The organism is Alteromonas lipotrueae (assembly GCF_019249215.1).
GTDB classification, from domain to species: Bacteria; Pseudomonadota; Gammaproteobacteria; order Enterobacterales; family Alteromonadaceae; genus Alteromonas; species Alteromonas lipotrueae.
Genome location: NZ_JAESDI010000004.1, coordinates 288416 through 302254, shown reverse-complemented (window position 1 = coordinate 302254; position 13839 = coordinate 288416). Strand labels below are relative to the sequence as shown.

General features: G+C 43.6%; 8 protein-coding genes. 3 read left to right on the top strand and 5 right to left on the bottom strand.

Annotation, left to right across the window (positions count from 1 at the left end):
• Nucleotides 1–4: 4 nt before the first annotated feature.
• Nucleotides 5–1330: a tetratricopeptide repeat protein gene (locus JKP82_RS06245; RefSeq protein ID WP_218396250.1), complete on the top strand. Its 1326-nt coding sequence runs from the start codon at nt 5–7 to the stop codon at nt 1328–1330.
• A gap of 200 nt (nt 1331–1530) precedes the next feature.
• Here the strand turns inward: JKP82_RS06245 and JKP82_RS06240 are convergent, their stop codons facing one another.
• From JKP82_RS06240 to JKP82_RS06220, 5 genes are all read right to left on the bottom strand, one after another.
• Nucleotides 1531–2112: an acyloxyacyl hydrolase gene (locus JKP82_RS06240; RefSeq protein ID WP_159528756.1), complete on the bottom strand. Its 582-nt coding sequence runs from the start codon at nt 2110–2112 to the stop codon at nt 1531–1533.
• Nucleotides 2113–2310: 198 nt separating this feature from the next.
• Complete coding sequence (locus JKP82_RS06235; protein ID WP_218396248.1) at nt 2311–3414, bottom strand: response regulator; 1104 nt, start codon at nt 3412–3414, stop codon at nt 2311–2313.
• Nucleotides 3407–6730 carry a hybrid sensor histidine kinase/response regulator gene (locus tag JKP82_RS06230; protein WP_309475316.1) on the bottom strand — a complete coding sequence of 1108 codons (3324 nt, stop codon included), beginning with the start codon at nt 6728–6730 and terminating at the stop codon, nt 3407–3409. The genes JKP82_RS06235 and JKP82_RS06230 overlap by 8 nt, the downstream gene beginning before the upstream one ends.
• A gap of 139 nt (nt 6731–6869) precedes the next feature.
• Entirely contained in the window at nt 6870–8438 is a 1569-nt protein-coding gene (locus JKP82_RS06225; protein ID WP_159528760.1) for an AMP-binding protein, read from the bottom strand.
• 210 nt (nt 8439–8648) lie between these two features.
• Complete coding sequence (locus JKP82_RS06220) at nt 8649–9119, bottom strand: hypothetical protein (RefSeq protein ID WP_218396246.1); 471 nt, start codon at nt 9117–9119, stop codon at nt 8649–8651.
• 88 nt (nt 9120–9207) lie between these two features.
• Between JKP82_RS06220 and JKP82_RS06215 the strand changes: the two genes are divergently transcribed.
• A complete protein-coding gene (locus tag JKP82_RS06215; protein WP_218396244.1) occupies nt 9208–10482 on the top strand; it encodes a PQQ-dependent sugar dehydrogenase in 1275 nt (424 codons plus the stop codon).
• Between the two features lie 437 nt (nt 10483–10919).
• Nucleotides 10920–13733 carry a bifunctional aconitate hydratase 2/2-methylisocitrate dehydratase gene (locus JKP82_RS06210; protein ID WP_159528766.1) on the top strand — a complete coding sequence of 938 codons (2814 nt, stop codon included), beginning with the start codon at nt 10920–10922 and terminating at the stop codon, nt 13731–13733.
• The last annotated feature ends 106 nt before the right edge of the window (nt 13734–13839 follow it).

The following is a 13839-nucleotide window of genomic DNA, read 5'->3' as shown; positions in this document are numbered from 1 at the left end:
TGACATGAGAAAAAAACAAACGAATACATTGCTTAGTGCACTGGCGTTTGCAGTTGTTTGTGCAACTGTGTCTGTCCCTACTATGTTGGTTGCCGGTGATGCAGTTGCCCAGGAACAAAAAGCCAGTGATAAGAAAACCCGTCGTGTACCTACACTTCGCGGAAAGGTTTACGAGCAGTTAGCGCGAGCACAATCAGCCGCCGACGATGCGGGGAATGTAGAAGAAGCTGTTGCTATTCTTAAAGAGGTAGAAGATAAATCTGACTCGATGAATAGCTACGAAAAAGCCATGATGTATAACTTTTTCGGCTTTATTTACTACAACGATGAAAACTACGACAAAGCGTTGGAATCGTTTGAAAACGTGGTAAACCAGCAACCTATTCCTGAGAAGTTCGAAATGTCGACACTTTTCAGCTTAGCGCAGTTGCATTTGATGCAAGGTAACTACGATAAAACGATTGAGTTTATCGAACGCTGGGAAGTATTAAACGACGGTGTTATTCCACCTAAAAATAAGGTGTTAAAAGCACAGGCGTATTACCAGAACAAGCGTTACGATGATGCAGCTGATTGGATAACACAAGCCATTCAGGAACATGAAGCAGAAGGCATGTTGCCCGATGAAGCATGGCTTATTCTTCAACGCGCGGTGTTCTATGAACTTAAGCAGCCTGCTAAAGTAAAAGATGTTTTGATCAAGCTAGTAAAGCTTTACAGCGAACCAAAATATTGGATACAACTGGCTGGTATGTACGGCGAGTTAGGCGAAGAGCGTAAGCAGCTTGCGATTATGGAAACGGCTTACCAGCAGGGTTTTATAGCATCGCCTGCTGATATCTTTAACATGGCTCAATTGTATTACTATCACCGTGCTCCTTATAAAGGTGCATTGTTGATGGAACAAGCCATGAAAGAGGGCGTGCTGGAAGAAAACCTTCGAAACCTTAAGTTTTTAGGCCAAAGCTGGACGCTAGCCAAAGAGCAAGACAAAGCGATTCCGGTGATGATGCAAGCAGCAAAATTATCAGAAGATGGTGAGTTAGACGCTCAGTTAGCGCAAATCTTACTTAATGAACAACGCTGGGACGACGCTATTGCAGCGGCAGATCGCGCCGTTGAAAAAGGTGAGATGCGTAACCCTGGCTTGGTGTATTTGATTAAAGGCATGGCCCTTTACAATCAAAAGCAGTACGCACTTGCACTTAATCAACTTGCTGAAGCTGAAAAGCATCAGAAAAGCCGTGCTATGGCGCAGCAGTGGAAACAGTTTGTTCAATCTGAAAAGAGACAAGCTGAAATCATTGAAACTGAACTTGGTAATAGCTAAACATTATCTATAAACACAGTCGCTGCTTAAATAGCTAGCACGTTTAAACGTATTTTAAGTGCTAGCTATTAGCCGTTAAATTTGATGTAACACGTGACCTAATGCGTGTTGAGAGAACGCTGCAAGCTTAGTTAAACGAGCCTGCGGCGTTTTTGTTTGTGCCAACGTAATTAATAGCTCATTTAGCTGAGCTCTCCCCCTTAAAGACGTTGGCTAAAAGATAATGAAACAAAATCTAATCCAGGATTAGGCTTCTTAAACCCCGCGTTCGAGTAATGAAAATATCGCAACGACACGCGGTACTCTTGGTATTGTCCAAACGTCGTTGAAAATCCAATTCTATCTTCAAACTGATAATGGGTAGACACGTCTTTACCCGCAAATTGTGTATCGTCTAGCAACGACACCCCAATCCCAAGTTCTAAATCGATAGGTTTATTAAACACCGTGGTCAGTGGAAACCGTAAGATAGGTGAAAGGGCGAGTACGACATTTGAGTCGTACTGGTTATCGTCGCCATACTCCCAAAAGTTTGCGCTGGTTTCCATGGTTAAAGTCATAGGCCAACTTACGTTTAAAGGCTGGTCGATATTATATTGATAAGCTAATTTGATGCCATTTACAGCGCCTTCCCCGCGTATAAAGTCGATAGCATAGCCATGGGCGCTTTGTGTTTGCGTGGGCCATAGGCTAGTCGATTGGCTCTCGCTGCTACTAGCAGAAAGTGGGGTAAGTAATAGTGCGAGTAATGCCGTAAGTGTAACGATGTGTGTGTTAGTCATAGTGTGTTCCTCCAACGCCCTATATGAGGGAAGAACACGGGTAACCCAATTCTAAAAAAAGACGTGTTTTAATCGATTAAATATAACAATTTTATTCTGATAAGTTAGCGTAAATTAAACTAACACATGAACGCTAAAATTCGCGGTTTTACCGTAAACTTCTTCGCAAATAACGGCTTTCTCTTAATAGGGCCGCCTTTATAACGTTTTGGGGAGGAAGGCTTCTATTGACGGGAGTTCATTTCTAGTTTCAAGTTCATTCCAATAAACTTTTGTTTTCAACACTTCTTCTTTGATAGACAAAAAAGTGGACACTAATTCTGGGTCGAAGTGATTGCCTGATTCACCTTCGATGTAGGTAAATGCTTCTTCATCCGACCAGGCTTTTTTATAAGGGCGCTTCATCGTCAGGGCATCAAACACATCTGCAATTGCCACAATGCGCGCGCTTAATGGAATTTGTTCACTCTTCAATGAATAAGGGTATCCACTGCCATCCCATTTCTCATGATGATAGCGCGCAATTTCTGCCGCTAAGCTAAATAAAGGGGAATTACTGCGAGTTAATATTTCATACCCTATTGCCGCATGCGTACGCATCACTTCCATTTCTTCAAAGGTAAGTCGCCTAGGGGCTTTTAAAATGCTATCAGGGATACCGATTTTCCCGGTGTCGTGCATTGGCGCGGCTTGTGCCAATAAAGAGGCTTTTTCGGGGGACCAACCAGAGGCTAACGCTAAGCATTGACAATAAGCGGCCATGCGCCAGATGTGATGACCGGTGTCATTATCGTTGTAATGCCCTGCTGCGGCCAACATGCTAATAGCGCTTTGCTGACTGAGAAGCAGCTCTTGGGTTCTGATTTTAACTTCTTGTTCAGTTACTCTCACTTGATGTGCTAACGAGATGTGAGTTTTTACTCTAGCAAGCACCAACGCAGGTGAGATAGGCTTTGTAATATAATCCACTGCACCTAATGCAAATCCTTTCTCTTCATCTTGACCTTGACCTAAAGCCGTAACAAAAATGATAGGCACCTTAGCGAGTCTTGGGGCAAGCTCGGGGGAAGTCTTAATTTGTTTGCATACCTCATGACCATCAATACCCGGCATCATAATATCGAGTAAGATAAGGTCTGGGGTGAATTGCTCTACGACTTTCAATGCGATATGCCCAGTGGGCGCTACTTTTACTTGATAATAGGGCGACAAAATTCCCTGCAATAAATCGATATTTGCTGGCTCGTCGTCAACGACTAGCACGCTGAATTCCGTTTTTTTCGACTTTTGGTTATCAGCCATTTAGCAGTGTATCCCTTAAACGTAAAAGTTCTTCTAGCGCTCGGCCGTAATCGTAAACACTGACAAGTTGCCTTGCATGGTTTAACGTATGTGCCGATGCTGATGATGCATGTTTATTGTAAAGCGCTGATAGCATAGACACCGCCTCGGCATCGTAAGATTCAAGGCTTGTGATCACCGCTGACAAATCTGAGATAGATAATGTCTCTTCTACTTCGTTTTCATCATACTCTATTGGCAATGAAAGCGTATGCGCAATAAGTCGAAGAGTGGCGTCTAAAGTGAAAGATATGTTGGATATTTTATGCGCATAATTGGTGTTTTTTTCAAAGCTGTTTGGCAGCCCTTCTAACGCGGAAACCAAGGTATTAGCACCTATTTTTCTAGCATCCTCCAATAGCGAGTTAATAGCATCATGCTTTGAGTCATTCTCAATCATAATGTTAATAAGCTGCGCGAGTAACTCTGCATTTCCGTAATTAGAGTAAAATTCACCGAGGGAAGTGAGGTAGGGGTCGTTACTGTCATGCATGTTATTTAAATTGGCAGAAGTGTGAATATTGATGTCTATGACATGTAATATTTCAGCCGCGGTTGCGGGCTTTAACAAGTGCGCACACATACCAACGCTAGATGCTTCTTGTTTGTTCTCGCGACTATCATCCGCACTAAGTGCGATAATAGGGCAGTGCCAGCCATTTAAATTATTTAGTTCCTCAGCAACAGTGAATCCGCTCATATTTGGAAGAATGCAATCGAGCAGAACTACGTCGAAATCGTTGCTCTTACCCAGTGCTAAGGCTTGCTCTCCAGAGGTTGCTGTGGTTACTTTCAACCCTGCATCAAGTAAAATTTGTTGCGCAATTTCAAGACTTATACTGTCATCATCAACCAACAAGGCGTGCTTTCCAGCTAATCGTCGCTTACGCCATATCTTGCTTTCCAGTCCATCAGCGTGAGTTGGCGAAGTGGAGCTAGAGGTAGGGAATAACTCTCGTAAGATGTGAACGTCAGTAAAGGGTAACTCTATAATATTAAGCGTGTTGAGTTTAATAGGTTGTAATCGTCGCTTGGCTTCTTCAGTGTCGATAGGCGTTACAATACACACAAGGTTCAGATTTTCATATTCACCAAGTTTTACGTGGTTAACGAAGGTTTGCCATGCTGCAACCTGAGCCGGAAGTATCACAATTGCGTCGTGAGGCGTGACTGGGAAAGCGCCTGCATTTGGCTTAATAAATTTACAGGGTATGGCTAGTCGCGACAGTGTGTGTGCTAAAATATTATTTGCTTCATCCATATCATGGCTCGTATTCACACACAATAATGGGTGATTCAATTCCCGTATGGGCATGGCTTGCTTCAAATTTTTAGTGTCTATTTCACTAACCTTTCCATGACGCTTTTCATGAACCATACCCGGGAGGGTAAAACAAAATCGAGTTCCCTTGCCAAGCTCACTGGTAAATTCAAGTTCACCATGCATTAGCTCGACTAAGCGCTTACTAATCGCCAGGCCCAACCCAGTACCACCATATTCCCTTGAAATAGATGCATCGGCTTGTACGAAGGCGTTAAACAGTTTTTCTTTGTTGTCGTCATTAATACCAATACCTGTATCGCTTACACAAAAGGACAGAGCTTCAGCTTTTTGGTTGACAGTTAATTTAACGAATCCGTGACGAGTGAACTTGATTGCATTTCCCAATAAATTAACCAATACCTGATAAATCTTGTCGCTATCACCTTTACAGGTAACGTCTATGTCTAAGCGCATATCGAAAAGTAACTGCAAGTGCTTTTGGCGCGCTTTATGTTGAAACACTTGTGCGAGCTTGTTCATCATATCGGCAAGATTGAAATCAGCATGGTGTAATTCAACTTGTTGGGCTTCAACTTTGGAAAAATCCAAAATGCCGTTTATTAGCGTTAGCAACGAGGTGGCGCTGCCTTTTACCTTGGTCATGTAACTTTGCTGCTGCGTGTAATTGTCGGTTTCAAGTGCTAAATGGGTTAAGCCAATGATGGCATTCATTGGAGTGCGAATTTCGTGGCTCATTGTGGCTAAAAAATCACCCTTGGCTTTGTTGGCATTAGCGGCTTCTTTGTAGGCATGTTGCAGCTGTCGCTCTAACCCTTTGCGGCCACTTATATCTCTAAACACACCTACGTGCCCGTTGGGTTCGCCCTGAATGTCTTCAAGGGGAACGGCAACAATTGAAATCGGAAAGATGCGTCCTCGCTTATCGGTAAAGAAGTCTTCATCAGAGTTGTAGGTTTTTCCCTCACAAATCGCATGATTTACGGGGCATTCATCTCGAGATAAAAGTGTGCCATCTTCTTTTTGATAATGAACAGCATTGTGGAACCTGTGGCTTTGTAAATCTTCTAATTCCCAGCCTAACAAGCGAGATGCTTCAGGGTTAAGAAATTGGGTTTTGCCTTTTGCATCTACGGCATATACGCCTTCACCAATGCTGTTGGTAATACTCTGATAGAACTGTCTACCGGACTCTAATCTTTCTTCCAACCTTTTCTGATTGGAAATATCTGTACACAGTACCACGAGGTTTTCAACACGGCCTTGGTCGTTAACGTTAGGCACAATGGTACAAAATACAAACCAAGGGGTACCGAATTTAGTAATACTTTGAAGCTCTCCGTGCCATATCTCACCTTTAAATAAGGACTGAAGAATGGCTAGGCGTGTGGGCAGGGGAACATTTTTAACATTGAGCATATCTGCATTGTTTCCAATAAGCTCGTCTCGACTAAATTCAGATAACTGACAACACTTATCATTAGCACTTAAGATAGTGCCGTTTAGGTCGAGAGTTACAACAATGCTGTGCTCATCCATAGCTCGCCTTTGGATCAGCATGTCGTTCTCTTTATGTTGCTGCTCAGTAATTAAGTCTAATACCAAGGTAGACAGCGACGTTAAGCTAGCAATATCGTCATCAATTTCGGGGCGCGCTTGCGCTGTTAATAATGTATTTACCGACTGAACAAGGTTGTCGGTTATGGCTGCTAATTCTTGAGGCGAAGTTTGCCCCTGAGCTATAGGTGGCCTATCCATATTATTTTGACGTGCATAACCGCCGCTTGTTGTCTTACCTTCTGCTTCAAGACCATGTTGGCGGTATGTATTGTCAATAGAGGCGAGCAATGCACTAAGGCCCGTGGTAAGGCGGGATGCATCATGGTTGTCTAATAAAGAGGTTTTATTAAGTATATCGTCTAACCAAAGTTCGCCTTCTTCGTTGTTTTCACAAGAAAAAGCAGCTTTGATTTGCTTGATTAAAAGGGAGTTCACAGCGTTGGGAGCAGACTTACGTTAGGCTTCATAGATTATGTATAGAATGAAAATGGTATTGCAGCAAACAAATCAGGTTATTCTTTGGTAGCAATAACCTGATTTTATTCATATTAACGGCAATTATCGCCAAGACAATTTAGGCTGAACGAAGCTCTCTACGCAGAATTTTCCCAACGGTAGATTTAGGAAGTTCTTCTAAAACGGTAAGTTCCTTAGGGACTTTATAGTTGGTTAAGCTTTCTTTGCAAAAGGCAATGATGTCATCGTTACTCACTGGCTTGCTGACGGTGATGAACGCGCATACTCGCTCACCCGACTTATCATCTGGCTTGCCAACAACAGCGGCTTCCATGATGTCTGGGTGAGCGGTGAGTACATCTTCTACTTCATTGGGGTAAACGTTAAAGCCAGAAACAATAATCATGTCTTTCAAACGGTCGACAATTTTAAGTGCCCCTGATTCAACCCAAACCCCGATGTCACCGGTTTTAAAAAAGCCATCTTTGGTCATGACTTTTGCGGTCTCATCGTCTCTGTTCCAATAGCCAAGCATCACTTGCGGCCCACGAACCGCAATTTGCCCTGACTCGCCTTCGCCTATCGGGTTATCGTAGCTATCTAGTAAAGCGACTTCAGTATCTTGCAGTGGTTTACCAACGGTTCCAATTTCTTCTTTGCCAGGAAGGTTGAAAGAAACCACTGGCGCGGTTTCTGATAATCCGTAACCTTCAGTAATCGTATTACCCGTTACTTGTTTCCATATAGACACCGCCCCTTGGGTAAGCGCCGTACCACCAGACATGGTCAAATGTAGTTTTGAAAAGTCGAGTTTGGCAAATTCTGGGTGACGACCCAAACCAACGAATAAGGTATTAATACCTGCAAACGCCGTAATTTTGTGCGGTTTTAAGGTTTGAATAAAACCGTCTATATCACGAGGGTTGGGAATAAGCACAATATGACTGCCCTTCGCGAACAGCGCCATCATACAAACGGTAAAAGCATAAATGTGATACAACGGAAGGGGGCAAACAACCACTTCCTCACCTTCTTTGAAAAAGCCGCCTAGGTGATCGAGCATTTGAACGCTGTTGCTCATCACGTTTTTATGGCTAAGGGCTGCGCCTTTAGACACACCAGTAGTGCCTCCCGTATATTGCAACATGGCAAGGGCTTCAAACTCTGTTTTGGGTCTGACTACACCAGGCAAATCTGCACCAGCTTTCATCGCATCGGTTAATGACACTGTGCCCGCTATAGCCGGAGCCGTAGCAGCATCTAATAATTCAGTCGCTGAAGTAGCAACAACGGTTTTAATTTGAGTTTCACTTTTAATGGCATCAAACTTAGGCAGTAAATCACTTAAAATCACTAACGCTGTCGCGCCGCTATCCGTAAATTGATGCTTCATTTCCCGCTCGGTGTAAAGCGGGTTAGTGTTAACAACAATCAAGCCTGCGCGCAGGGCAGCATAAACGGCAATAGGGTTTTGGATTAAGTTAGGCAGCTGGATAGCTATTCTATCGCCAGCTTCTAGCTTGGCTTCATGAGCGAAGTAGCGCGCTAAGGCAGCTGATTTTTCGTCTATCTCTTTGAAGGTAAGGGTTTGACCTAATGCGGTATACGCAGGCTTGTCAGCATGCTTAGTAAGAACGGCTTCAATATTGTCGGCCAGGCAAGTAACGTTTTCTGGGTACGTTAACATAATGCTTTATCCTGAATGAGAGGTTTCAATGAAAGATGACTGTGCGGATACAGTAACAAATGTTCATTTTTATTTACATACCTATTACATTATAGCTAAATATTCACCTAAGTGATGATTGCCGGCGACTTGAATAGCATTGAATAGCATTGAATAGGTTCAGAAGGCATTGACTTGAGCGTGGCATTAGCGCTTGGGAGTACGGAACTGTTAGCTATTTGATAGTGGGCGCGATGTAATAGTTACTCGTAGTAAGCCATAAATAAAACCGCCCAATAAACCCGCGAAACATTGAAATAAAAAGCCATCGTACCCGCGAGCTCCCGCAATCAGCGTAACGTTGAGAATAGGCTGCATGGCAAGCAGCGCAACAGCGATGCTAGTGGCGCCCGCTACGCTCGTTAATGTGATAAAGCGAGGTTTTGTAACCTTATGCTTCATGGCGTATTTACGAATGATAGTGACAACACTGAACGCAAGTAACAGTGCAATAGCGATAATAATGCCATAAGTTGGGAGCAAGCCTACAATATCCTTCCAAGCAGTTGATAACCACTCAGGGAATGATATTTCTACCCCAAGGCTGGACAGTGCTTTTAGTACTTGGAACGTGTGCAAACTGCTAGCTACTAAAAAGGTTGCTAACCAGGCAGGAACAAAACTTTTGATAAAAGACCACATAACCGCTCTTTACGTTATTTTAAGGTGCTATAACAATCAAAATACTATTGCATGCTAAGCTAGCTTAATAAATAGGGGGAAGGAAATTATGTTTAGCCAAAGCGGGTTGGAAATGCCTGGTAGTATAAAAAACCAAGCACCACGACCTACTCGAAATCTAACCTTAATAATGCTCACGTGCTTGAATTTATTATCAACATTCTGTGTGTCAGCAAATACGTCTGGTAAAGGTGCTCTTGAGGTACAAATTTCTGACGCAGCAATAACCACGGTAATTGCCGATGAACTGCATTATCCCAAAGCACTTTTGCAATTGCCCAATAGTCATTGGTTAGTAGCCGAACGAGACGGCACGATTGTCACCGTGCCCTCTATTGTGATTAGTTCAGACAAGCCTGCTCTATTCCAACAAACCCGCTTGGCAAAAGCATCGGCACGAAACTCCTTGCCTCAACAGGTATTGCCACTTCCACAGCTTTATCAAAAAGGGCAGGGCGGGCTACTGCACATGGCGCTTTCTCCCGATTTTAGCACCTCGAAAGTCATTCTCTTTTCCTACTCGAAGGGCACTGACAAAGCGAATCGTTTGGCCGTGATGCGGGGTGTTTTGGCCGATGATGGGCAAATTAAAGCGTTAACACCCGTATTGGAAATAAAAGACAGCAAGGCTACACCAGTGCATTTTGGTGGCAAGCTTGTCGCCATGAAAGATGGCACTTGGTTGGTGACCACAGGTGACGGTTTCGATTATCGGGAGCAGGCCCAAGTATTAAGTTCACAGTTAGGGAAAGTGCTTCGTTTTACTGTAGATGGAAAGCCCGCCTCAAATGTTCCGTTTAACAATGCGCGGTTTGTTTACACCTTAGGGCACAGGAACCCACAAGGGTTAGTGAAATTGCAAAATGGTGATGTCTACCTGCATGAGCACGGCCCGGATGGCGGTGATGAGCTAAACAAGCTCAAGCCTGGAATGAACTATGGTTGGCCGGTGGTCACGCTAGGTAAAGATTATTCGGGGGCAACGATTTCCCCGTTTAATCACTATGAGGGCATGGTGGATCCACTCGTGGATTGGTCGCCATCTATAGCGCCATCGTCTATGGCGGTATACAACCACAATGCTTTCCCCACACTCTCTAATCACTTGCTTGTTTCTGCCTTAAAAGCGAAGGCACTTTACGCGGTAGACTTATCAAGCCAACCCTTTCAGTATCGAAGAGTTTTTTCTACAATAAATCAACGGGTTCGCGATGTGGCAGTGGGGCAAGATGGCGGTGTTTATGCGCTGACTGATGGGGAAAGTGCTGAGCTAATACAGTTACTATCACCTGAGTCGTTTGCCACTGTAACAGGCTCAAATTAAGTGCATTCAAGCCAAGAACTAGAAAATATTGTAAATTTACAACATTATTGTTTATTATTTCATCTGGTTCGACCATAAATACGAAAAATACCTAAGATAAGTCGTACTTTGTATAGCTTGCTTTTAATATTGCCTCAAAATGCAGTATAGAATGAGCTTAATGCTAGACGTTTTTTCTAACTCAATGATAATTAGTGATTATTTTTTATTTTAATAAATTGGTTTTTATCTGCCTAATAAGCAAAATATAAATATGCAGAAGTTAATGAAAAGTGTAAATGGGGCTTTGCGCCATTCTGCCATTTTCTAATGATTACCTGATGCGTAAAAATCAGTTAAAATAACCACTATAATTTCATGCGTATAGCTAAGACCGACGTATAATTAACCCCTGCGTATAAAAAATACCTACGTATAACCAAGACCGAGAGAATTATATGAGTTTGTATTCAGAATACATGGCCGAAATCGAGACCCGTAAAGCGGAACTTGGTTTACACCCTAAGCCTATCGACAGTGCCGATTTGCTGTCAGAAATTATTGCTCAAATTAAAGATACGAATAACGAGCACCGTGAAGATTCTCTTAACTTCTTCATCTACAACACACTGCCAGGTACAACAAGTGCGGCAGGTGTAAAAGCTGCATTCCTTAAAGAAATCGTACTAGGTGAGTCAGTTGTTGCTGAAATCACACCTGAGTTTGCGTTAGAACTGCTTTCACACATGAAAGGTGGCCCGTCTGTTGAAGTGCTTCTAGATTTGGCACTTTCAGACAATGAAGCGGTCGCTAAGACAGCTGCTGAAGTAGTAAAAACACAGGTTTACTTATACGAGGCTGATACAGAGCGTTTAGAAGCGTCGTACAACGCAGGTAATGTGATAGCAAAAGACATTCTTGAGAGCTACGCAAAAGCAGAGTTCTTTACTAAATTGCCTGACGTACCAGAAAAAATTGATGTAGTAACTTATATTGCTGCAGAAGGTGATATCTCTACTGATTTACTTTCTCCTGGTAACCAAGCTCACTCTCGTGCAGATCGCGAGCTACACGGTCAGTGCATGATCACGCCTGAAGCACAGCAAGAAATTGTTGAGCTAGGTAAAAAGCACCCTAACGCTAAAGTAATGCTTATTGCTGAAAAAGGCACCATGGGCGTAGGTTCTTCGCGCATGTCTGGTGTGAATAACGTTGCACTTTGGGCCGGTGAGGCAGCAAGCCCTTACATTCCATTTGTGAACAAAGCGCCAGTGGTTGCAGGTACTAACGGTATCGCACCTATCTTCTTAACGACCGTAGACGTTACTGGCGGTATTGGTTTAGACCTTAAAAACTGGGTTAAAAAGACGGATGCCAACGGTGAAGTGGTTCGCGATGCTAACGGCGACCCAGTGTTAGAAGAAGCATATTCTGTTGCTACAGGCACCGTGCTTACCATCGACACTAAAGCGAAGAAACTGTTTAACGGCTCAGAAGAACTTGCAGATATATCAAGCGCTTTCACTCCGCAAAAAATGGAGTTTATGAAAGCGGGTGGTTCTTACGCGGTAACGTTTGGTAAGCAGTTACAAACTTTTGCTGCAAAAGTGTTAGGTACAGACGTACCTGAAGTTTATGCACGTTCGAAAGAAGTATCTGTAGCGAACCAAGGTCTAACAGCTGTTGAAAAAATCTTTAACCGCAATGCGGTAGGCGTTAAGTCTGAGACTCCGCTTCACGCTGGCTCAGACGTTCGCGTTAAAGTAAACATTGTAGGCTCACAAGATACAACCGGCCCGATGACATGCCAAGAGCTAGAGTCGATGGCAGCATCAACTATTTCTCCGCTTGTTGACGGTGCATACCAGTCGGGCTGTCACACAGCGTCGGTATGGGATAAGAAAGCCCAAGCTAATATTCCTAAGCTTATGTCTTTCATGAATAACTTTGGCGTAATCACGGCACGTGACCCTAAAGGGGTTTACCATGCAATGACTGACGTTATTCACAAAGTACTGAACGATATTACCGTTGACGATCGCGCTATTATCATTGGTGGTGACTCACATACTCGTATGTCTAAAGGCGTCGCGTTCGGTGCTGACTCGGGTACGGTAGCGGTAGCGCTTGCGACAGGTGAAGCGGCGATGCCAATTCCAGAGTCGGTGAAAGTGACCTTTAAAGGCCACATGAAGAGCCACATGGACTTCCGTGACGTTGTTCATGCTACTCAAGCTCAAATGCTGAAGCAATTTGGCGGTGAGAATGTGTTCCAAGGTCGTGTTATTGAAGTGCAAATCGGTACTTTGCTTGCTGACCAAGCGTTTACCTTTACCGACTGGACAGCAGAAATGAAGGCGAAAGCCTCAATCTGTATTTCTAACGACGAGACTATGATCAAGTCGCTAGAAGTGGCGAAGAGCCGCATTCAGATAATGATCGACAAGGGCATGGAAAACGATGCCAACATGCTTCAAGGTTTGATTGACCTTGCTGATAAGCGTATTGCTGAAATCGAGTCTGGCGAAGAGCCAGCGCTTGCACCAGATGACAGCGCAAAATACTACGCAGAAGTGGTTGTTGATTTAGACCAAATCGACGAGCCAATGATAGCTGACCCAGACGTAAATAACGATGACGTTTCTAAGCGTTATACCCATGACGTTATTCGTCCAGTTTCTTTCTACGACGGCAAAACCGTTGATTTAGCCTTTGTTGGTTCTTGTATGGTTCACAAAGGTGACATGCAGATTATCGCTCAAATGCTTCGTAATTTAGAAAAGCAAAATGGCAGCGTGTCGTTTAACGTACCACTTGTTGTTGCACCACCAACATACAACATTGTTGATGAACTAAAAGCGGAAGGCGATTGGGACATTCTTACTAAGTACGCAGGTTTCGAGTTTAACGACGACAAGCCAAAAGAATCTGCGCGTACCAAGTACGACAACATCATGTACCTAGAGCGTCCAGGATGTAACCTTTGTATGGGTAACCAAGAAAAAGCAGAACCTGGTGATACCGTAATTGCTACCTCTACGCGCTTGTTCCAAGGTCGTGTTGTTGCCGATTCTAACGAGAAGAAAGGTGAGTCACTTCTTGGTTCAACACCATTAGTAGTGCTGTCTGCTGTGCTAGGTCGCTTCCCTACTATGGAAGAGTACAAAGCTGCGGTTGAGGGTATTAACCTTACTGACTTCGCGCCGCCTGCAGAAGACTTAAGCGTTAAAGCTAAGTTCGAGCCAAGCGTTGCTGTTAAAACAGTTAGCTAAAACGCCATTTAACCTTACGTTAAATAGCAATTAGCATATAGAGCCTCAACCTCGGTTGGGGCTTTTTTATATCTCTATTCCCACCTGTATTTCCGCCTGTATTCCG

Excerpts from the sequence above, each read along its gene's own strand:
- JKP82_RS06225 (WP_159528760.1), bottom strand. The coding sequence starts at position 8,438 with ATGTTAACGTACCCAGAAAACGTTACTTGCCTGGCCGACAATATTGAA.
- JKP82_RS06240 (WP_159528756.1), bottom strand. The coding sequence starts at position 2,112 with ATGACTAACACACACATCGTTACACTTACGGCATTACTCGCACTATTA.
- JKP82_RS06235 (WP_218396248.1), bottom strand. The coding sequence starts at position 3,414 with ATGGCTGATAACCAAAAGTCGAAAAAAACGGAATTCAGCGTGCTAGTC.
- JKP82_RS06210 (WP_159528766.1), top strand. The coding sequence starts at position 10,920 with ATGAGTTTGTATTCAGAATACATGGCCGAAATCGAGACCCGTAAAGCG.
- JKP82_RS06245 (WP_218396250.1), top strand. The coding sequence starts at position 5 with ATGAGAAAAAAACAAACGAATACATTGCTTAGTGCACTGGCGTTTGCA.
- JKP82_RS06220 (WP_218396246.1), bottom strand. The coding sequence starts at position 9,119 with ATGTGGTCTTTTATCAAAAGTTTTGTTCCTGCCTGGTTAGCAACCTTT.
- JKP82_RS06215 (WP_218396244.1), top strand. The coding sequence starts at position 9,208 with ATGTTTAGCCAAAGCGGGTTGGAAATGCCTGGTAGTATAAAAAACCAA.